The organism is Alteromonas sp. 5E99-2, assembly GCF_017368475.1.
Classification (GTDB): domain Bacteria; phylum Pseudomonadota; class Gammaproteobacteria; order Enterobacterales; family Alteromonadaceae; genus Alteromonas_F.
Window position 1 is genome coordinate 385,488 of the sequence record NZ_JAFNJE010000001.1, and the last position, 20,654, is coordinate 406,141.

Genomic DNA, 20,654 nt, shown 5'->3' on the forward strand with positions numbered 1-20,654 from the left:
GGCGGTACTAAGCATGTCAGGTCATTCCGAAACATCATTAATGAGCAGGTTCTCAAAAGGTATCGCCCTATTTTTACCCGGCATTTTCCTACTTGGTTTTAACATTGGTACAGGAAGCGTCACCACTATGGCGAAAGCTGGTGCTGAATACGGCATGACCTTATTGTGGACCATTATTGCTTCCTGCTTATGCACCTTTTTTCTGATTAACTTATACGGTCGATATACGCTCATAACTGGGGAAACAGCGCTACTGGCTTTTCGCAAACACATTCATCCAGCGGTAGGGATTTATTTCATTATTGCTTTAACCATGGGTGTTGTAGGCAGTGTTATGGGTGTAATGGGGATTGTTGCCGAAATATGTTACGAGTGGTCTAAAACGGTTTTCGCAGAGGGAATTTCTCCCGTTTATTTTGCCGCATTTTTTATCTCTTTGGTGTACTTTATTTTTTGGAAAGGGAAAACGCAATTTTTTGAACGCAGTCTGGCTGTCGTCGTCGCTTTAATGGCAGCCTGTTTTGTTATCAATTTTTTTATTCTTATGCCTTCTCCCATAGCCATTGTAAAAGGCCTGATCCCCAGTATTCCTGAAGTATCAGAAAATACAGGAAAAGGGCCTTTGTTAGTTATCGCTTCTATGGTGGGAACAACGGTCTTTTCTGGTTTATTCATTATGCGCACAACCCTAGTCAAAGAAGCGGGTTGGACTATAAAAGACTACAGTCAACAAAAGAAAGATGCCTTAGTTTCGGTTATTCTCATGTTTGTAATTAGCGCCTCCATTATGGCAGCAGCAGCTGGCACTTTGTATGTTGAAGGTATTCAACTTACCAAAGCATCTCAAATGATTAGTTTACTCGAGCCTTTTGCCGGCGCTTTCGCTGCGTCTATTTTTGCTCTGGGTTTAGTTGCAGCAGGCGTTTCTTCACAGTTTCCCAATATCTTAATGTTACCTTGGCTATTGTGTGATTATTGCGGTGAAAGCAGAGACATGACCTTGCCTAAATTTCGTATTATGGTCTTTTTTATATCATTACTTGGGTTAGTTGTGCCTATATTCGATGCTCGACCTATTTCAGTTATGATTTTATCTCAAGCCTTTAACGCGGTTATTTTACCCGTCACTGTCGGGTGTATATTTTATCTAAGTAACAAAAAAACAATTATGGGGGACTATAAAAACAATTGGATTACAAATATTGCTCTTGGTGCCATTTTCATATTTAGCTTGTTTACTGCTCTGATTGGTGTCAAAGGCGTAATTTTAATGCTTTAACGATACAGGAAATCCTTTACCAGCATCGACCAAGTGCATTCTATTAGGTTGCACTAGATTAACTTCAGTAAGCGGCCTTATTGAACCCAATGCACTCTAGATGTTAGAATTCCAGTTAATAAAAACTATTATCATTAGCAATTACTATTGGGTTTTCATCTATGATGGTGTTTGTAGCTTGCACACTTTGCCTATTAAGCTCATATTTACTTTTCGTTGGCTGGAAGAGCCACAAGCATACTGTGGCAACGTTAGGGTGGGTATGTTTACTGGCTTCTTTTTATTTTTGGCATGTCGCTCTTGGCAGTGAATTTGGTGTTTTATTTGGTTTAGGAACCTTATCTGTTTTTGTTTGGATATGGATTGTTAGCCAATATAAATGGCAAAAAAATAGCACTCTCAATAAACAATCAAAACCATTAGCGTGGAATAACCAAAGTGTGTTGAGAAACACAGCTTGGGTACTACATCACTTCATTATTTTAATGGTAATAAGCAGTTTGTTCACCATAGCATTCATTAATTTGCTTCCAATAGAACGAACAACGCAAGTTGCTGCGGGAATTATTAGTATTCCTATTGTTTGGGCAATTTTATCACTTTGGCAACTTGTCACAGTGAAACCTTGGCAAACTTTTATTATCACTCTTCTAGGTGGCACTGCCTCAGCGCTCTATTTATTTGTTTAACTTATGCAAAATACTCAAGAAATAACAAAACAACCTCTCACTCGTCGTGCATTAAAAGCTCACTCTTGGATGGGACTTTTTATTAGTGCATTTATGTATATCATTTGTTTATCTGGCACAATTGCGGTGTTTCACAATGAATTTGAGCGTTGGGAGCAACCTCAAATTCAAGAATCCCATGAAATAGATACGGTAGCCGCTGAACGTGCCCTTTCTACATTTATTCAACAATATCAAGAAGAAACAGAACACTTTCATTTAGTTTTCCCTACTTCTGGGATTCCTAGGTTAGTTGTAGAAAATGACCATATAGCCCACTTTGTAAATGCTGATGGATCTCTAGGGGAAATAGAGCGGTCACACTGGACTAAAATGTTAGTCGACATGCACTTATATCTACATTTGCCGAATAGTATTGGCGTTTTTATTGTCAGCGCATTTGGTGGCCTGCTTTGCGCTATTATCTTATCTGGATTTTTGTCTCATCCTCGCATTATTAAAGACGCATTTCGGTTGAGAAGAGGCGGTACAGGGTTACAAGAAAACATTGACATGCACAATCGTTTAAGTGTTTGGGCCTCTCCTTTTCATTTGATGATAGGTGTGACTGGAGCTTATTTTGGCCTTGCTAGCTTGCTGATTATTATTTTATCTCAAGCGTTTTATGGCGGTAACAACCAAGCCGTTGTGGACGAAGTGTTTGCACCAGAGCCTAAACTAGAACAACCCTTGCAAACACCTAATATTACAAAAGCACTCCAATATGTGTTAGACAACGACCCCGATAGCGATGTGTTATTTCTAACCGTACACGAACCCAATACACCAACCCAGTTCATTGAAATATATGTACAAAAACCTCAGCGCTTAATTTACTCTGAGAATTATCGTTTCAAAGCAAATGGCGAATTTTTAGAGGTCGGTAACTATGAACATGGGCCCATGGGAACCCAAATTGTGTTTTCATTTTACCGTCTACATTTTGGTGATTTTTATGGCCTTCCAAGTAAAGTTTTGTATTTCATACTTGGGCTTATGTTAACCGTAGTCTCTGCCACTGGTATTAACATTTGGCTAAATAAGCGAAAGACGAAAGATATTGTAAACTACACTTGGCCTGCCATAGTCTGGGGAACACCTGTAGCGCTAGTGATGAGTGCTTGGCTAAATTTGTTCGTACACACAAGATTAGATGCAGTAGTCTGGGGTGTACTGGTGATAATATCAGGTTATGCTTACTTTCAGAAAAACGAAGTAAAGTTCCTCTTTCAAATTAAGACCCTACTCGGCATGGTTATCTTAGGTTTTGTTGCTACATATATCGGTATGTTTAACACGGCGGTTTTATCAGTTGCATCATTACAAATAAATATACCACTTATCATATTCGCGCTGTATTTAATCATTAAGCAGTATTTAATGCGCCACCATCAATAACTAAATAGTGTGTAAAATCGCGCAATTTTAGTCTATTTCACTATCCGTTAAAAATCATTGATTTTTAACCTTATGTTTTTAATAGGATTTATATTTGGCATCTTTATTGATTACTCATCATAAATAAGTAAGTAGTCAATAAAGAAAAGGATAAACCTATGCCTAAGTATGTAAAAAAGCCCGTTTATAGTTTTATGTGTGCAATGACGGTATTTATTACTCTTACCGGTTGTGTATTACATGCAGGTAATGCAAGTGCTCACGACGATACTTCAAAAACCAAGCGATACTCTAGTGTCAATAAATCAATCACTATTGAGGATCATTCTCACACTAAGAACATTTCTAATGTTAACGGCAGAATAACCCTTGGCGATTTCATTAATGCTAAAAAAATATCCAATGTTAACGGAAGAATAGTGCTTGGAAGCCAAGTATCTAGTGATGCCATTTCTTCAGTCAATGGTGGTATTGTCAGTAAAGATCAACTAGAGGTTGATGGCTCAGTTTCCACGGTTAATGGCGATATTCACATTGAAGATAATTCAAAAGTTGAAGGTAACATTGAGACCGTAAACGGCGATATCGAGTTAATTGGCGTAAACCTAATGCGCAACATTGAGTTGGTCAATGGCGATATACACCTTACCAAGGGTACAAAAATTCACGGTGATATCATATATAAATGGGACAAGAAAAATCGCAGTAAATACCGCTCTAGCCCAAAACTAGTGATAGAAAAAGGTGTTGTTATCAATGGCAATATCATTTTGCAACGCCCTGTAGAATTGGACTTTGAAAATGATGAGTTACACGACAAGGTCGTTACTGAGTATTAGGTTTCAATACGCACTCTAGTTGAGTTTTAAAATTAGTCGCAATACTCTCCCAGCTTAATCTATACTTTTAAAGTCTAATCCAAGGCAGTCTATTACAAGGATTTATTAACAATGAAAAAGCATCGCATTCTGGCAGCAATCATCATGACGCTTCCCACTATATCCCATGCATATGAAATTAATACAAATTTATGTACTGGTATAGAACACATATATGACGAATCAGGAGAACTAGTGCCTTATGACTCAACAACACATATATTTGTAACTGAGGAGACTCCTATTTCCTATATGGGGCATCAGAAAATACCTTTTATGGAATCAGATGGCCAGAGACACACTACAATATTCGTTACTAACACAGCGCCTGATACGGTTAATTTTCATTTCAGCCCCACGTTTTATGACAGAACTACTGGCTTAGAAATATCCATATCTACTATTGAATATTGGGGGGTATTTAACGCATCCAACACTCCGCTAGCGAACTCTGGTGCAACACTGCGCCCGAACAGCACGGGAACAATTTACTACCCAAGAGGCACAACCTACTTCAACGGAATCGCTGACATATACTGGAGTTCTTCAACTTGCTTAAACGAGGCACCGCTCATAACTTCCGTCAGATATGAATGGCATAACTATAATATTGGTACCTCAACTTCATTTTACATGGTTAATAATGGCGAAAATTGGTAAAACAAATCCCTCTCATGCTCCTTATTAACCGGATTCTTGTTTAAGGAATTGAACTAATAGCCTGTTCCGCGATCGGGTATTTCGACTAAGAAACATTCAATCACAAAAGGAACGGGCATTACGGGTTTAATTAAGTTGTAATTCGATGTCAATGATTTGTGCAAAGGAATTGTTACACAATAGCAGTAATTACTCCAAGACGAGACGAATAAGCGACAGCGAGAAGGCAGCATGGCAACCAGTGAAAATTATGACTATTGTGGTCGGTTTTCACATGTCGCCTTATCGAGATTTTAAGAAAAATTAATTAGGCCATTTATCCGCTTTTTATAAAGAATATTTCCTTCATAGAGCACTCAAGACATCGAAGTCTAAATGGTTCTATGCTCAATTTACCCCCTCGATTAATGGCTTATTGCTTAAAGAAAGGTAAGTCTTCTCTTAATTGACGTAGATCGCAACGCTATGGTTGTTGCTTAATCCATTCTGAAGCTTATTAGTAATAGGGGAAATGAAAGTAGGCATCGCAGTTTAACGATACCTCTTTCCAAGATTACAGCTCTATTTTTGCGTTGAAGCAAGGGTGATCATAAATACGCTGAATATAACTAGCCAGCTTAGACCAGCGTGTTGCATCCACGGTAAGTCCAGCTAAGCCTGCATTAACAAACGGAGATACAACCGCAAAATCAGCGATGGTTATCGTGTTATCCACAAGGTAGTCGTTATCACCCAGCTCTGATTCTAAATAGTCAAAAATAGGAGGAACGGCTTCTGCGATTGTTTGACTAACCAATTCTTCATCGGCTGGCGTATCAAAAAATTTGGGGTTTAACACTCGTTGAAAGAACACAGTACCCAATGTTGAAACCATTGTTGAGTCTGCATATTCTTCAAACCAAAGCGCTTTTGCGTAACTTACCGCATCGCTTGGATATAAAGCCACTTCTGGATATTTTTTTTCTAAATACGCACAAATAACCGACGAATCACCTATGGTGAGATCGTCATCTTGTAATACGGGTATTTTCCCTAATGGATTCAGCGCCTTTAACTCAGTGGTATCACCAAAAGGGATAATCGGATTAATTGTATAAGGAATTTTTTTAAGTTCCAACACAGCCTGAACTTTACGCACGTAGGGAGAAACTGGAACACCATGAAGAATTGTCATTATGTCACCCTTTTGTTTTGTTAACTTTACAAATCAACGAATAAGTTAATTCAATATTTACTTTCCATTTGAAACTAGTGGTTAGACTTTCTCACTGGTTTTCGAAGTAATCGCCCAACCTAAATAAGAAAATAGACGGTATTTTTGCTCTATAATTTTATCTAAAACACTATCTTTATTCTCAGATTCAACTAAATCTTCCATTCCAAAGGTGCTTAGAAATTTATGGGGCATCGAAACACCAACACCTTTTGCGGTTACACCTGAACGATTCTCTCCTGTATTCACCACCCAGCAAATTGCAGGTATATCGATAGGTTTTATATTCATCTTCATCTTATGCAGTGCACCTAAGTAAAAACGGTGATGCCCTAATAAATAGACAATAGAATGTTCACTGACTTGTTCTTTTATTTCATCTAAAGACGACTCGGCCGTTACACTGCTAGGTATGCCGGTTAACTTAATTAAATCTTGATAATCAAATATTACCGTACTACCACAATAACGCACCAACCCACTTTTTCTAATATACTTTTTCAAGCCGAAATCAACTAAGTATCCTCCGTCTACATACCAATTATCTACAGACGGGTTACTCATTATATATTCAACTAAGTTCTCATTTATCCAGTCATCAGCATCCATAACAAATACTTTCTCTGGCGGGTTTTCACGAACATGTGCAAGGCCAGCAACTACTTTGGCCCCTTTATCTGTCCAAGCCGCAATTTGCGGTTGTAACTCTGCACCACCTGAACCACTAACAGGAAAGTCAACCTTGAGAAACTCTAATTTATCACTAGTAAAACCCAGTGTTGGAATTTCGTTACACACCACCAGTATTTTGTAATCAAATGACGTTTTCTGATTTAAAATGGAAGACAAAGTCAGTTTTAACATTTTTATATTTCGCTCATAATTTCGAGCGTTCGCTGGATGTCGAATTTTTAGTAAAAATAAAAACACAGTCTTTCCTTCTTAAGTAATTAGAGTAATTTAGATACTCCTTGTAGCCTAGATTATTCGACTACCTACGATTTATATTATTAGTTGAGTCAAACTCTTCCCAAATAATAGCATTAGCGGCTAAATAAGTGCGACTATTTGTTCGAATGATTTGAAGGTGATGTGCAAACCAAAACACAGTTGTCAGCAGAAAAGCGAATAAACGGTATCTAAAGCAAAACTAAATAAACGGCAACTCTAAGTATTCAATTTTATACGCTATAACCTAATTATAATAAGCTCTAACCAGACTCTGCCTAATAAGGTCAATTTAACGATATGTTACAATATTGACCCTTGCATTCCCGTAATTTACATTCTAATTTAACCATATAACAGCAAATCAAGGTAACACGATGCGGTGGCTTAAAAAGACAGTAAAAGAAAACAAAGGTTTCATTTTATTTATCGTTTTAATGGTTGTTTTTCGCAGTGCCATTGCCGATTGGAACGATGTGCCTACAGGTTCGATGAAACCAACTATAGTTGAAGGCGATCGTATTCTTGTGGATAAACTCGCCTATGATATCCGCTTACCGTTTTCCAAGGTTTCATTAAAAAAATTAGCTGATCCTGTGGTAGGTGACATTATTATTTTTGACTCACAAGCCGCAGACAAACGCCTTGTAAAACGTGTAGTAGGTGTGCCCGGCGACACAGTTGCCATGGTCAACAACCAACTCATTATTAATGGCAAGGCGCTGGATTACCAAATGGTTTCATCTTCATTTGAGAACCAAGAGAAAATAGAAATCCTAGGTGGCATTACCCATAAAATTTATACTCACTCTTTAGGATCTCAATTATCTAACTTTCCAATGGTCACCATTCCTCAAGGGCAATATTTGGCGTTAGGTGATAACCGTGACAACAGTGCCGACTCAAGAGTTATTGGTTTTGTACCTCGAAACGAAATCATCGGCCGCTCAAAGAAAGTCGTTGTATCCTTCAACTACGATAATTACTTCTTACCCAGAGCCGAGCGATTTATGCATACACTATAATGAGTAACATGAGTTCGTCGATCCCTTGGGGTGAAATAATAAAATCAGGCGATAGGATTTTTTTAGGCTCCAACGCTGGCGTTCCCAATGCGTTAATCGACAGTTTGATAGCTTACAAAGGGCATTTAGAAGATATTGAAGTTACCCATATCAATACATTATCTGATGAACGTTGGGCAAACATAGAGTATCGGCACAGGTTTAAAGTCAATACGTTTTTTATATACGGCGATGTTATTCGTCAAGCCGTAGATGAAGGCCGAGCGGATTACACACCTTGTTTTTTATCTGAAGTATCTAGCCTGTTTACTGACGATATTTTACCTCTCGATGCGGCACTCATTATGGTCGGCCCACCTGATGACCAAGGCTATTGTTCATTGGGTGTTTCTGTTGATGTGGTCATGTCTGCGGTGAGGTCTGCCAAAAGAGTCATAGCACAAATTAACCCATCTATGCCCCGTACCAGTGGTCATTCGTTTTTACATATTTCCGAATTTGCCGCGGTTATTACAGAAAACCAAGCCTTACCAGAATTACTCCCTGCCCCTTCATCCAGCATTTTAGAGCGTATTGGTCAGTACACTGCGTTGTTAATCGAAAATGGCGCAACGCTGCAAATAGGTATAGGAAAAGTGCCCGATGCTGTACTAGGTGCATTAGTTAACCACCAAGACTTAGGGGTACACAGTGAGATGATCACTGATGGCATGATCGATTTAATTAAATCTGGGGTCATAAACAACCGCAAAAAAACCTTTCATCCAGGTAAATGTGTGGTGAGTTTTTGCATTGGCTCTCAACGGCTCTATGATTTTGTGCACAATAATGCCCATGTCGAGTTTTACCCTTCAAGCTATGTAAACAAACCCACAAACATTGCCAAAAACGACAATTTAATTGCCATTAACAGTGCATTAGAAGTCGACTTAACCGGACAAGTTGTTGCAGATTCCATTGGTTATGATTTTTATAGTGGTATTGGTGGGCAGGTAGACTTTATTTCTGGAGCGAATATCAGTAAAGGTGGGAAACCCATTATCGCCCTGCCTTCTACGGCTAAAAATGGCACAGTGTCTCGTATCGTTGCCACCATAACAGAAGGCTCAGGGGTTGTTACCTCAAGAGGTAACGTCAATTATGTAGTGACTGAATTCGGTATTGCCAGTTTAAAAGGCAAAAGTATTCGCGAGCGTGCGTTAGAGCTGATCCGCGTGGCTCACCCTAAATTTAGAGAAGAGTTACTCAATACAGTAAGAACCCATTATTGGGTACCGGATTATCAGAAAAAAGCGCCGACGGAAATTCCGGAATTTGGTGAACTACAGGTCAAAACACTCACTTTTAAACATGAAGAGTATTACCTTCGGCCTTTGAATCCTTCTGATGAACGTATTTTACAAGAATTCTTTTATTCTCATACTAAAGAGACATTGAGACTTAGATACAACCATGTGCCCCAGCGTATGAGCAGAGAGAACTCCTATGAGTTAGTCAGCGTTGATCAAACAAAAGATTTAGCTCTCACTATTGTCAGCACCAAAGCATCCAAGTTTAAAATTCAAGCGGTTGGACGTTATTATCTAAACGCCAACAATACGTGTGAACTGGCTTTTGTTACCCGAGAAAGCCAGCAAGGTAAAGGCATGGCCACGTATTTACTATCGCAGCTTATCGACATTGCAAAGCAACGAGGGTTAGACAAAATGTTTGCTTATGTGAGGCCTGACAATAAAGCCATGATCACAGTGTTCGAGCAATTTTACTTTAAGCGACTGATGAGCGCAGATCACCAAGAGGTTGAACTGTGCCTAGATTTAAAGGATAACTAAATGCCGGTAACCTTTATTGAAAGTCACTACTGCTTGTTGCACGACATGGGTGATGATCACCCAGAAAGCCCCGACCGCCTGCACAGTATTAGCGATCAATTAATTGCTTCAGGGCTTGAATTAGCACTGCAATACCAAGATGCTCCCCCCGCATCATTAGCACAGTTAAAACGGGCTCACAATGATGACTTTGTCGATAGCCTAGTTGCCAAATCGCCAAAGGAAGGCAAGGTTCAACTCGACGACGACACCTTTATGATGCCCCACTCTCTCAATGCCGCATTACATGCCGCTGGCGCTGGGGTTCAAGCCGTCGACACGGTTATGAAAGAGCAATCTCTCGCCGCCTTTTGCTCTGTTCGGCCGCCAGGTCATCATGCAAACGCAAGTGCATCTAGTGGATTTTGCCTGTTCAATAATATTGCTGTGGCAGTTTGTCATGCATTAGAGCAATATCAGTTAAAACGGGTTGCCATCATTGATTTTGATGTCCACCACGGTAACGGCACAGAAGACATTTTTAAGCATGATGATAGAGTCATGATGTTTTCGTCTTTCCAGCACCCTTTTTACCCTTTTAGCGGCGATGAACACACTAATACCAATAGTGTGAATATTCCTTTGAATGCAGGTATTAAGGGAGAGGAATATCGCTCAATGGTATCTCCGTGGTTTGACACGTTAAATACATTTAAACCCGAAATGGTGTTTATCTCTGCGGGGTTTGATGCACATAGGGAAGACGAACTTGCCCACGTCATGCTAACAGAAGCTGATTTTGAATGGCTGACTCAGAAAATCAAAGCCATTGCAGATGAACACTGTAACGGCCGTATTGTATCAATGCTAGAAGGGGGTTACGCACTTAGTGCATTAGGCCGCAGCGTTGTAGCCCACTTAAAAGCGTTACTTTAAGACTGACACACTTGGGTTGCACACCAGTTGATAACTTTGTTCAAGCCACCTTTCTTTTTGTTTGAGCGAGCACTCTATGGGTAACTGAGCGTAGCCTAACAGTCTGCGCATGATTTCGGTACCAGCAAACATCAATGCAAAATCTTGATGGACTGAATGTTGGGGCTTATAACCAGTTAAAAGCTCATCAATCACCTGACCGTTTTGCCCACTTAAAACCATATGTGCAAGAAGGTTACCTAAATCGAATTCCACTGCCCCTGTAAAACAAAACTCAGGGTCGATTACGGCAACACCTGAGTCACCTTTCAGCCAACTACCGGGATAGTAATCCCCGTGTAACAAGTAATCACCGGTTTTTAAATATTCCTGCCCTAATTCATAAGCAAGTTGCTTATATTTTTTATCGGTAATCAGTGGCTGTGCCGATTGAGCGAGTCCCTGTGTTATATCATTTAAATCAAGTCCATTGTCTTGTTGTAATGGGATATCAAAGATATGCGCATGATTGAGCTCGCGCATACCCATATTATCAATAGGTGACTCAGGCTTTTGCTTGTGAATACCGTTTAAAATACTAACAATGTGATTCGTGTCTTTACTAGAAAGTGGTTCTCCGCTGTATAAACTTACGAAGTCTGTCGCTCTGCCTAAATCTTCTAGTAAGATAATATGTTTATCGTTATCTGTATTCAGCAAAGAAGGAAAGTAAGTACTTACATCAACATCAGCATTTACTAGCTCATAAAATACTGACTCCACTCCCACACGTTGTTGCGGAGCGGCAATAGTAGGAAACTTTGCACAAAATGGCGGAGCTTGCTTAATAATAATGGAAGGATGATCGTCGAATAATAACCTATAGGTGTAATTCATGTTACCTTCCCCCGCACTTTCCACAGCAACAATTGGTGATGCAATGTCTAGCAGTTGGGTATTCAGGTACGACTGAAAATCGTCTATGGTAAATTCATTTATGTACATTAAATGGGATCTCGTTAATTACTTTGGCTGAGACGTTTGGCTTTTATCTTCACGTTTAATTTCATAGTGAGTATTTAACTCTAAGCCTTGTTCGTAACGCTTATTCATAGACTTATCTGAACTTTTCAAATAATACTGCCATTTTAATTTTTGATTTAGCATGGCCTGCTTATATAAATTATTTGAAACAAATCGCACCGCTGACGTCTCACTAAGATAGGCCAACCGCTTTGCTTTACCTTCTTTTCTTAAGCGTAAACACAAATCCGTGTCTTCAAAAATATCCACATCAGGCACTAAACCTACTTTTTCTAAAAGTTGTTTTTGGGCAAAAATACAATGGTCCAAATAGTAAATATGACGCAAACCGCCACGAATAAAATTGGAATACCAAGAGGTAAAAACAAGCAAAGGGTGACTCACATCGAACTTATGGGTAAAAGCCCCCCACTGGACTGAATCACGCTGCTTGATGAGAGCGTTAATACCCTCAATGTCCACAACACTTCTGGGGTGATTAAGTAAGACCATATCAAAACGCGCAGCTTTTATTCCTTCGTTCTGACGGCCCGCCCTTGAGCGAATATCGGTTTGAATTAGTCGCGCATTGAAACTTTGTATCACTGCCAATGTGTCATCTTGGCTACCGCCATCAACACAAATAATTTCGCAATTTTCCAAAGATGAATACGCTTCAAGGATCTTCTTCAAATACCCCGTTTTCGATTCATCCAATGTAGGGATAACAATACTCAACATATAATTCTGGCTCTAAAACTAGGTACACAAAACACACTATACCAAAGACCTTATGTAGTGTGAGTGTACCCCGAGTGAGATTGAAATTATATTATTTAATGCGCCACAATTGCCCGCTCCCCAGAAGGGATATCAATGACGTAAATAGCGTCGTGCGTTATATCTGTCGTGAACAATCTATTATTTTTAACGTCTAATACCGGACTAAATAAATCGTTGAATGGTACATTTACAGAGGTATCAGATAAAACACTGCGGTTGCCTGTAGTTAAGTCTACAGCAATCACTTGATTTAACCCCTCATCAGTGACCAAAACACGATTATTAGCTTCATCGTATACAACACCTTCAGGTTCAATGAAATCTAGACCTGAACCTACGCTATTATTTGACACAATGATCGCTGAGCCCGTATCAATATCAACTGACAAAACGGTTCTTGTTATCGCAGATACCGCTATGATTCGGTTGTTCTTAATATCAAGCGCAAAATTTAATATAAAAGAATAAGTACGGTTGTTTATGTCATCTCGTACGTCCTTTGCTAACACTGTAAATTCTTTACTATCCACGTCTATTGCAACAAATGCATTATTTATGTAATCAGCATAAATGATGCGGTTACTACTATGATCATAAGTGAAATCGCCAATTGCACTTCGACCATAAAGTGTATTCACATCCAGGATATCGGTACGATTTCCCGTATTTAGATCGATAGCGATCAGAGTTTTAGTCCTAGTAAAATATGCTTCTCCGTTAAACACTGGCTCTTCCAACAAAAAGACTTTGTTGTTCTGTTCATCAAGACCAATTCGGGTAAAATGATGCGTGACTCCATTACTAGCTCGAGTATTAGCTACAATATCAATAGCACCTGCATTTTCTGTAGCACTTACATCTACGCTATACAGAGTTGTTGAATCAGAAACCAATATTCGTTGTTCAGCTGTATTTAATTCTATATCTATTGGATCAGCGAAGGTTGACGACTCTGTTACTGGTAATAAAGTTCGTTTTCCAGTAGCCAATTCAGTATATATAATACTTTCAACTCCCCCATCTAAAATCCAAGCATTTTCCCCGGTATTATCTAAAATAATATTTCTTAACAACAACAGATTAATACCCTCACCTGCAGATGGTCCAGATACTAATGTTCGCTCTAAAGTAGCTAAATCAACCGAAAAAACACTGTCTTCGCCCATTGATTCCCCTAGTACGAATAACTGGTTTTTTTCTGCATTAAAAGCAAGCGTGCCTGGGTTTTCTATTGTTATACCAGCCCCTGTTGTTACGTCAGCAATAAGGGTTCTATTTCCCGTATCTAAATTAATCCTATATATTTTTCCTTCCGACGTACTTGATAGATAACCAATGTTATTGTCGATATCTAAAACAGCATCAGTCCAATCTAAAACACTATCTCCAAAAAACGCACTTCTATCGGAAACTATTTCCCTATCACCCGAATCAATATCAATTTTGATTAACGCATCTAAAGTGCTGTCCATCACATAGAGAAGATTTTCTGTGTTATCAAATGTAATACTCGAAGGGGATGAAAGTGGGAATCCAAAACCAGTAGTATCGTCAGAAATAACGACTCTGTCGCCCGTTGACAAATTTATCGATACAATTGCGTCTAAATTAATATCAGATACGAATACACGGTTATTATTGCTATCCCAAGCTATAGCTTGAGGCATCTCTAATATTGGCCCAGTACCACGTATTGCATTGGAAACAATGTGAATTTCATTCGTCGTTAAATCTAACTCAAAAATAGTTCTATATGCTCTATCAACCAGTATTAAACTATTATCTTCACTATTAAAAAAACCGTCAGTCAGATTTTCAAAATCGATAGGTAATGCTTCGCTTTGTAGTTGATAATTGACGGACTGAGTTGTCACCCCTTTTTGAACAACACCTACCTCAATTGTTGAGTCTACCTCTGTGAGATTCGCTGTTGCTGACCATAAAGTATTTGATTCATCTAACACAGCGGTTAAACCATTTACTTGCACTGCGTCAACATCATCAGAAGACACATCTCCATCTTCCAAATCAACCAAGGTACCTCTAATCGTTGTTTGAGGGCTTCCGCCTAAATTGGCATTGGGTGTGGGGTAAGTCATAGACAATTGAAGATTTGACTCATCGGTCACATTCACATCTAAAAGTTTAGATGACGAATCACCATGACTATCGGTATACACCACTTCTACTTGGTAAATGTTATTACTGCCTGCATCAATAGGCGCTTCAAAATCTGGTGCTGTTTTAAAAAGAAGCTCGCTGCTATCAGTGTCTAACAAAAACAGTGCACTATCTCCTTGCTCCCCTAAAGCAAACGTAATGGGGTCTTGTTCTGGATCAGACGCGTTACCCAATAACTCAATATTGGTTTCCACAGTGTTTTCAAGCACGCTATATTCGTCTAACAAAGAAATAACGGGAGCAAGATTAACGGAAACAACAACCGGTGAATCATTTGATTCTTCGTCATTTCCGCCGCCTCCACACCCATAAAGCAGGACCAAGCTGATAAAAAGAAAAAAGGTTTTATTTGAATATTTCATCCATGTTCTCTTATTTTTAAAGGTAAATAAATTGAGGAAAGAAAAGCTGAAAAACAATAGAGGGTATTTCAACGTCCTTGGTCAAAATGTCTTAACATTGTAATAGTGAATTTGACTTCACTTTGAGGCCAGTGAGTCTACTATTTATTAGCCTTTCTCACAAACCCCCCACCTTTAAAAAGTAAAACGCCCCACAAATGTGAGGCGTTTTGTCTTATAACCGAGTTTCTAAATTAACTTAGAAATGAGCGCGTACACCCAAGGTAAAACTGCGACCAGGAAGTGGCGCATCATCAACCAAGAATGAACTGTGTACTCGTGCTTCTTCGTCAGTAAGGTTAGTACCTCTGGCAAAGAAAACCCAATCAATTTGCTCTGTAGCTAACGTATAGTTAACACCTAGTTCTAAAAGCGTGTACCCATCAGTTTCAGTTTCAAAATCAGCAACTTGATCTTGATCATCATACCAAGTTACGCCAAGGTCACCTTTCCAACCGTTGTAATCAAATGCAACTTCACCACCAATACGCAATGGCGGGATACGCGGCAAATCGCCACTATCAACCTCTGCACGGATGAAATCACTAAATGCAGATACATCCCACACTTTATTTACTTGATAATGTACTTCAGCTTCAAAACCGTATAAATCGGCATCTTCTTGACGGAAGTTTAACAGCGGTAGTTCGCCGCCTTCTAGCGCAAACCCTGTATCCACTTGATAAATGTAATCGTCAATTTGATTGTAGAAAGCAGAAATAGTGAAACCCCAATCTCCCGAGAACTTACGCAAGCTAACATCGATATTGGTTGAGACCTCTTCTTCAATGCCAGCGTCGCTGAAGATAATACCGCCTTCTTCATTCACACTATAAAATAAACCCAAATCGAAAGTTCGGGTACTAACGTGCTCACCTGCTGAGTACAACTCTTGTTGTGTTGGTGCACGCTCTGAACGAGCAATATTGACTGCAAACGAATAACCGTCAGTGTACTGCCAGTTGTAACCCGCAGATAGCGACAAACTAGTGAAATCTAAATCATCAAAAAGGACTGTAGTAACGTCTGTAGCTTGATTAGCAATTTCTACATCAAATGGGTCTGCAGAAAGGTCATTGGTTTCAACCCTTGCACCTAACTCCACAATTAAGTTATCGAAACGTTTTTGTTGCACAACAAACAATGCCAACATGTCGGTTTCACTTGGCGGAGTGAATGCTTCTTCACCCAAGGCTTCAAATTCAACGCCTGCGTAATGAAAACCAAACACGCCATGCCATCCCGCTATACTTTCATTAGCGGCTGTTAATCGTAGCTCAGTGGTTTCATTGGCAAACAAGGTCCCAATTTCGTCACCTTCTAGTTCAACATGCTCGTAATCCGTGTAACCTGCAGCCAATTTAATGCTATTAACGCCTTTAAATGGGCTTAACAACTCACCGGCAATTTGATAACGAGTGTTATCTACGTCTAACGTTACGGTTTCTTCCTCTTCACCTTCATGCTCGTCTTCGTCGTGTTCATCTTCGTCATGTTCGTCTTCTTCCTCTTCATGCCCATGACCACCGGGAATACCATATAAGTTATCTAGCTGTTGAACCGAAAAGCCTAAGTAGCCTTTTTCACCAACATAAGACAAGCCTAAGGTTACACTTTGGTTGTCAATTGAGCTATTTTCCAGTGTTCCCGGCTCTTCTCCTTCATCGGGTTCACGCTCTGCAAATCCTGGAATCTCAATATCATTGGTTTGACGATCAAACGCATCCAAGTGAAATGCCCATTGACCTACACTCGTATTTAAATCAACTTTAGCGAATTTTTCATCAGAGGCAGTCTCATGACGAAGCTCCGCTTGCCCTTCAAGCCCTGTCGGAAGCTGAGACAGTATACGGTTATCAACTACGTTAATAACACCACCAATTGCACCACTACCGTATTGCAAAGTTGCTGGACCGCGAAGTACTTCAATTTGAGTCGCTGTAGAAGCATCGGTACCAACATTGTGATCAACACCAACAACCGATGCATCTGAAACATCTAAGCTATTTTGCGTAATTTTAACTCTAGGACCATCGTTACCACGAATAATGGGGCGTGCCGACACTGGACCAAAATAACTACTGTTAATACCAGGTAATGATTTTAGTGTTTCACCTAGTGTGGGCGCTTGACTATCTCTAAGGGCTTCACCGGCCAACACACTAACAGGCATAACAGAATCAAGCACTGAGTTGTGTAACGCATTTGCTGTTATAACAATATTTTCGATTGAAGATGGAGTTAATGCAAAATCAGCAGTAATCGCGCCTGATGCATTTTCAATTTCTCTGTCGCCGTGCACATATGACGGAGAGTAAATATGTAGATGAACGTGACCATCGCTAACTTGATCGAAACTGTAACGCCCTTTTTCGTCAGTAGTTGACTTTGCACTACTACCTAAAACCGATACAACCGCACCTTCAATAGGCTGGCCCGCAGTATCTTTTATTACACCGGATACACTTGCTGCTAGAGCACTGCTTGATAACAATGGCAGCATCATCAGTGCTGTAATCTTATTTAACTTGTTCATATGTGGTCTTAATTCTAATGTTGAGAGAAATTTATCACGTTGATGATGATATGTTATAACATTTTTCAAAATCAACCAAGAGTGATGTTATAACATTTTTAAATTAAAACCCTATGAACAAGGTAGCTTTGCTAAAAACCAAGGTGAATCGTATCAATTTTAGTCACTACGTTGATAACTGGCTGTGTAACGCTTTACGGTATGCTTCTATTGCGGGAAAAATCGCAGAAAAAATGGCCGATAACAAAACTAAAAGCAGTAAAATTAACTGTTCTTGCGACATTAGGTTCGTAGACAAAAACAAACCATACGTCTGACTTAACCAATCAGATAACACTACTAGCGCTCCACTCACAAGTACACATGCACTGACGCTCGCGAGAAGCACAATAAACACGGCTTCACTCAGAATTAGCAACAAGACAAAACGCGGAGACGCACCCAATATACGCATAACGGCTATTTCTACAGACCGTTCATTCATACTAGCCAATAACATTGTGGTTAATCCAAATAGAGACGCCAGTAATACAAGAGCACTAATAAACTGAAGTAGCTTTTCCATACTCGCCATCAATTGCCAAAGCTGGTTTAACGCAACACCGGGCAGAACGGCCATTAATCTGTCGTTTTTGTACTGATTTACTTGTCGCTGTAAAGTGAACGTTGCTAATTTGCTCTTTAGCCCTACTAACACAGCGGTTATATTCGCAGGCTCAAGTTCGTTGTAATTTTCGCTCGCAATAATTCCGTCTAATGCTCGAGGCGCTATATGTATAGCTTCAATGGCCTGTAAACTCACATGCAATGTTCTATCTACCGGTGTACCTGTAGGTTTAAGGATCCCAGTCACATGAAACGGAGAGTGGTCATGTTTGTGAAAACTGGTATTGCCTATTCCATGAGAAACAACAATGTCATCGCCTAACCGATAACCTAAGCTCTCTGCAACTTCGGCCCCCAGAACAACATCAAACAAGGTACTGAACTTATTCCCTTTAGCAAATGCAATATTTTGTTTATTGCCATATTTAAAATGGTCAAAATAATCGTTTGTTGTACCTAAAACCCGAAAACCTTTATGTGAATCACCTAAAGACAAGGGAATAGTCCATGCCACTGAACGGTGTTTTTGCAGCATGAGTAAGCTGTCATATTGAATGTTGTTGGTTGGGCTTCCCATCCTAAAAACAGAGTAAAGTAACAAATTCAATTCACCAGTGGGTGCCCCCACAATGAGGTCTGTGCCTGAAATGGTACGGTTAAAACTTTCTTTTATTTGCGACCGTAAGTGTTCTACCGAAACCAGTAAACTAATACTCACCAACAAGGATAAAAAGGTCAGTAAAACGGTTTTTTTACGACTAACAACACTTTTCCATACCAATTTTTTTAACATAACCTCTCTCTAACACACTGTTCTGCTTATGGTATTTAAAAGTTCAGAAGCATGAATTCAAATGACAAAACCAAACTATACGGATTGTATAACTAAGTTTCAAAGGCTACTCACTATATCTGTATTGTATGAATAAAGTCATTAATCTCTCTTTTTTGAACTAAAAGTTCTACTTTCTCTGTCTTTAAACTCAAGAGGTTTAATGCACAGGGCATAACCTCAATAACGTAGAGATACCTATTCATGTTTAAATCAGTCTTAGTTGTATTAAGCCTTGCACTATTTTCATCAAACGTATTCGCCGACAAAGCTTCTGACAAAGTAGCCATAGAAGCCGCCGTTAATGATTACTTTCAAGGCCAAGGTGAAGCCAGTAAAGAACGCTTGTTCCGCGCATTTGCTGCGGAAAATGCCACTATGGTTGGGGTTGTAAAAGATGAGCAAGGCAAAGACGTTATAAAATCGTGGAAAGACATGACCACTGTTCTAAACCATTGGTCTTCAAATGAAAACCCAGCCGGTGGCAACCTTGACGGTGAGATCATCAGCCTAAATGTTGTAGATGACCGCTTAGCTGTGGTGCTATTTCGCTCAACAACTCGTTTTTACGACGCCTTAACACTGGCAAAAGTCAATGATGAATGGAAAATCATAGGTAAATCTTACATTCTCCAATAGCGCTGCTATCACCACATTGGCGTCAGCGGTAAACCTTTATCGCTGACAATAAAAATCACCCATCAACTGAAGACCAAGTCGCTATATTTGACAAGGTTTCATGACGTTCAAAATAGCTTCCCAAACTATCGTCATGGCTTACAAAAATTAAACTCGATTGATTCACTTTACACAAATCCAACAGTAATCCCATAAAGCCATTTGCGGCTTGTGAATCTAGTGCTGAAGTAGGCTCATCGACCAGTAAAACCTTAGGTGTGTTTACACAGGCACGCATTATTGCAACTCGTTGCTTTTGCCCAATGCTCAATGTGGATATTGCCTGAGTTAACACCGATTCATCTAATTTCAATGCCTCTAACATGGGCTTCACATGACCCTCTATATCTAATTCAGAGTTAGCGAAATGGGTTGCTAACTGTAAGTTTTCTAAGGTATTCAAATAGGGAACAAGATTAAATTGTTGAAAAACAACACCCAAGTTTTGTGCTCTAAACTTATCTCTTTGCTTTTGAGATAAACGACTTAACTCTGTTCCATTAATGCACACCTCCCCACTATTAGGTTTTAATATTCCAGATAAAAGCCCCAAAAGCGTGGATTTCCCAGAACCAGAAGGTCCTTGTAAAAAAACATGTTCGCCGTGATTTAATGTCCAATCATTGCATTCAAACACAGCATTGGAATTTGGATAAGAAAAGATTACTGAAGAAAGTTGTACTGCACTAGTCATGGTTATTCTATTTATAGAGACACCTTTTTAGTTTTACCACCTTAATCACTGTGTTGTCATTACCA

The 20,654-nt window shown here is 39.4% G+C and carries 17 protein-coding genes and 1 pseudogene; 10 read left to right on the forward strand and 8 right to left on the reverse strand.

Annotated features, from left to right (window positions below; all coding sequences use genetic code 11):
- Positions 1 to 13: 13 nt before the first annotated feature.
- The 6 genes and pseudogenes from J3L16_RS01765 to J3L16_RS16165 all read left to right on the forward strand — a co-directional run.
- On the forward strand, positions 14 to 1,279 hold the full coding sequence (locus J3L16_RS01765) for an Nramp family divalent metal transporter (protein ID WP_242698586.1): 1,266 nt from the start codon (positions 14 to 16) through the stop codon (positions 1,277 to 1,279).
- Positions 1,280 to 1,521: 242 nt separating this feature from the next.
- Positions 1,522 to 1,968, forward strand: coding sequence for a hypothetical protein (locus J3L16_RS01770; RefSeq protein WP_207611143.1), 447 nt, complete (start codon positions 1,522 to 1,524; stop codon positions 1,966 to 1,968).
- Positions 1,969 to 1,971: 3 nt separating this feature from the next.
- Entirely contained in the window at positions 1,972 to 3,405 is a 1,434-nt protein-coding gene (locus J3L16_RS01775; protein WP_207611144.1) for a PepSY-associated TM helix domain-containing protein, read from the forward strand.
- 158 nt (positions 3,406 to 3,563) lie between these two features.
- Positions 3,564 to 4,244: a polymer-forming cytoskeletal protein gene (locus J3L16_RS01780; protein ID WP_207611145.1), complete on the forward strand. Its 681-nt coding sequence runs from the start codon at positions 3,564 to 3,566 to the stop codon at positions 4,242 to 4,244.
- A gap of 111 nt (positions 4,245 to 4,355) precedes the next feature.
- Positions 4,356 to 4,943: a hypothetical protein gene (locus tag J3L16_RS01785; protein WP_207611146.1), complete on the forward strand. Its 588-nt coding sequence runs from the start codon at positions 4,356 to 4,358 to the stop codon at positions 4,941 to 4,943.
- Positions 4,944 to 5,272: 329 nt separating this feature from the next.
- Positions 5,273 to 5,392, forward strand: a pseudogene (locus J3L16_RS16165) (IS982 family transposase); the annotation flags it as partial.
- Between the two features lie 104 nt (positions 5,393 to 5,496).
- Here J3L16_RS16165 and J3L16_RS01790 read toward each other — a convergent pair.
- Together J3L16_RS01790 and J3L16_RS01795 are read right to left on the reverse strand one after the other, a co-directional pair.
- The gene (locus J3L16_RS01790) at positions 5,497 to 6,117 is read right to left on the reverse strand and encodes a glutathione S-transferase family protein (RefSeq protein ID WP_207611147.1); all 621 of its coding nucleotides are present in this window, start codon (positions 6,115 to 6,117) and stop codon (positions 5,497 to 5,499) included.
- 81 nt (positions 6,118 to 6,198) lie between these two features.
- Complete coding sequence (locus tag J3L16_RS01795; RefSeq protein WP_207611148.1) at positions 6,199 to 7,020, reverse strand: hypothetical protein; 822 nt, start codon at positions 7,018 to 7,020, stop codon at positions 6,199 to 6,201.
- A 461-nt stretch (positions 7,021 to 7,481) separates the two neighbouring features.
- Between J3L16_RS01795 and lepB the strand changes: the two genes are divergently transcribed.
- Genes lepB through J3L16_RS01810 form a run of 3 tightly spaced genes read left to right on the forward strand, consistent with a single transcriptional unit; the run spans position 7,482 to position 10,876 of the window.
- Positions 7,482 to 8,129: a signal peptidase I gene (gene lepB / locus J3L16_RS01800; protein ID WP_207611149.1), complete on the forward strand. Its 648-nt coding sequence runs from the start codon at positions 7,482 to 7,484 to the stop codon at positions 8,127 to 8,129.
- Positions 8,130 to 8,137: 8 nt separating this feature from the next.
- A complete protein-coding gene (locus J3L16_RS01805) occupies positions 8,138 to 9,961 on the forward strand; it encodes a GNAT family N-acetyltransferase (RefSeq protein WP_207611150.1) in 1,824 nt (607 codons plus the stop codon).
- Complete coding sequence (locus J3L16_RS01810) at positions 9,962 to 10,876, forward strand: histone deacetylase family protein (protein WP_207611151.1); 915 nt, start codon at positions 9,962 to 9,964, stop codon at positions 10,874 to 10,876.
- Here the strand turns inward: J3L16_RS01810 and J3L16_RS01815 are convergent.
- The 5 genes from J3L16_RS01815 to J3L16_RS01835 form a co-directional block, all read right to left on the reverse strand.
- Positions 10,868 to 11,860 carry a phosphotransferase gene (locus tag J3L16_RS01815; RefSeq protein WP_207611152.1) on the reverse strand — a complete coding sequence of 331 codons (993 nt, stop codon included), beginning with the start codon at positions 11,858 to 11,860 and terminating at the stop codon, positions 10,868 to 10,870. The two genes, J3L16_RS01810 and J3L16_RS01815, sit on opposite strands and share 9 nt — an antisense overlap.
- Before the next feature lie 18 nt (positions 11,861 to 11,878).
- Positions 11,879 to 12,619, reverse strand: a complete 741-nt coding sequence (locus tag J3L16_RS01820; protein WP_207611153.1) for a glycosyltransferase — start codon at positions 12,617 to 12,619, stop codon at positions 11,879 to 11,881.
- Positions 12,620 to 12,714: 95 nt separating this feature from the next.
- Entirely contained in the window at positions 12,715 to 15,204 is a 2,490-nt protein-coding gene (locus J3L16_RS01825) for a hypothetical protein (RefSeq protein WP_207611154.1), read from the reverse strand.
- A 238-nt stretch (positions 15,205 to 15,442) separates the two neighbouring features.
- Positions 15,443 to 17,779 (reverse strand): TonB-dependent receptor, encoded by a 2,337-nt coding sequence (locus J3L16_RS01830; protein WP_207611155.1) that lies wholly within the window; start codon positions 17,777 to 17,779, stop codon positions 15,443 to 15,445.
- Positions 17,780 to 17,945: 166 nt separating this feature from the next.
- The gene (locus J3L16_RS01835; protein WP_207611156.1) at positions 17,946 to 19,178 is read right to left on the reverse strand and encodes an FtsX-like permease family protein; all 1,233 of its coding nucleotides are present in this window, start codon (positions 19,176 to 19,178) and stop codon (positions 17,946 to 17,948) included.
- A 243-nt stretch (positions 19,179 to 19,421) separates the two neighbouring features.
- On the opposite strand from J3L16_RS01835, the gene J3L16_RS01840 reads away from it, so the two are divergent.
- Positions 19,422 to 19,856, forward strand: a complete 435-nt coding sequence (locus J3L16_RS01840; RefSeq protein ID WP_207611157.1) for a nuclear transport factor 2 family protein — start codon at positions 19,422 to 19,424, stop codon at positions 19,854 to 19,856.
- Positions 19,857 to 19,911: 55 nt separating this feature from the next.
- On the opposite strand, the gene J3L16_RS01845 is transcribed toward J3L16_RS01840, so the two are convergent.
- Positions 19,912 to 20,589 carry an ATP-binding cassette domain-containing protein gene (locus J3L16_RS01845; protein WP_207611158.1) on the reverse strand — a complete coding sequence of 226 codons (678 nt, stop codon included), beginning with the start codon at positions 20,587 to 20,589 and terminating at the stop codon, positions 19,912 to 19,914.
- Positions 20,590 to 20,654 lie beyond the last annotated feature (65 nt).

What these genes read in the sequence shown, in the direction of transcription:
- J3L16_RS01765 (WP_242698586.1), top strand. Translation starts at nt 14, where the DNA reads ATGTCAGGTCATTCCGAAACATCATTAATGAGCAGGTTCTCAAAAGGT.
- J3L16_RS01775 (WP_207611144.1), top strand. Translation starts at nt 1,972, where the DNA reads ATGCAAAATACTCAAGAAATAACAAAACAACCTCTCACTCGTCGTGCA.
- J3L16_RS01780 (WP_207611145.1), top strand. Translation starts at nt 3,564, where the DNA reads ATGCCTAAGTATGTAAAAAAGCCCGTTTATAGTTTTATGTGTGCAATG.
- J3L16_RS01785 (WP_207611146.1), top strand. Translation starts at nt 4,356, where the DNA reads ATGAAAAAGCATCGCATTCTGGCAGCAATCATCATGACGCTTCCCACT.
- J3L16_RS01790 (WP_207611147.1), bottom strand. Translation starts at nt 6,117, where the DNA reads ATGACAATTCTTCATGGTGTTCCAGTTTCTCCCTACGTGCGTAAAGTT.
- J3L16_RS01795 (WP_207611148.1), bottom strand. Translation starts at nt 7,020, where the DNA reads ATGTTAAAACTGACTTTGTCTTCCATTTTAAATCAGAAAACGTCATTT.
- lepB (WP_207611149.1), top strand. Translation starts at nt 7,482, where the DNA reads ATGCGGTGGCTTAAAAAGACAGTAAAAGAAAACAAAGGTTTCATTTTA.
- J3L16_RS01805 (WP_207611150.1), top strand. Translation starts at nt 8,138, where the DNA reads ATGAGTTCGTCGATCCCTTGGGGTGAAATAATAAAATCAGGCGATAGG.
- J3L16_RS01810 (WP_207611151.1), top strand. Translation starts at nt 9,962, where the DNA reads ATGCCGGTAACCTTTATTGAAAGTCACTACTGCTTGTTGCACGACATG.
- J3L16_RS01815 (WP_207611152.1), bottom strand. Translation starts at nt 11,860, where the DNA reads ATGTACATAAATGAATTTACCATAGACGATTTTCAGTCGTACCTGAAT.
- J3L16_RS01820 (WP_207611153.1), bottom strand. Translation starts at nt 12,619, where the DNA reads ATGTTGAGTATTGTTATCCCTACATTGGATGAATCGAAAACGGGGTAT.
- J3L16_RS01825 (WP_207611154.1), bottom strand. Translation starts at nt 15,204, where the DNA reads ATGAAATATTCAAATAAAACCTTTTTTCTTTTTATCAGCTTGGTCCTG.
- J3L16_RS01830 (WP_207611155.1), bottom strand. Translation starts at nt 17,779, where the DNA reads ATGAACAAGTTAAATAAGATTACAGCACTGATGATGCTGCCATTGTTA.
- J3L16_RS01835 (WP_207611156.1), bottom strand. Translation starts at nt 19,178, where the DNA reads ATGTTAAAAAAATTGGTATGGAAAAGTGTTGTTAGTCGTAAAAAAACC.
- J3L16_RS01840 (WP_207611157.1), top strand. Translation starts at nt 19,422, where the DNA reads ATGTTTAAATCAGTCTTAGTTGTATTAAGCCTTGCACTATTTTCATCA.
- J3L16_RS01845 (WP_207611158.1), bottom strand. Translation starts at nt 20,589, where the DNA reads ATGACTAGTGCAGTACAACTTTCTTCAGTAATCTTTTCTTATCCAAAT.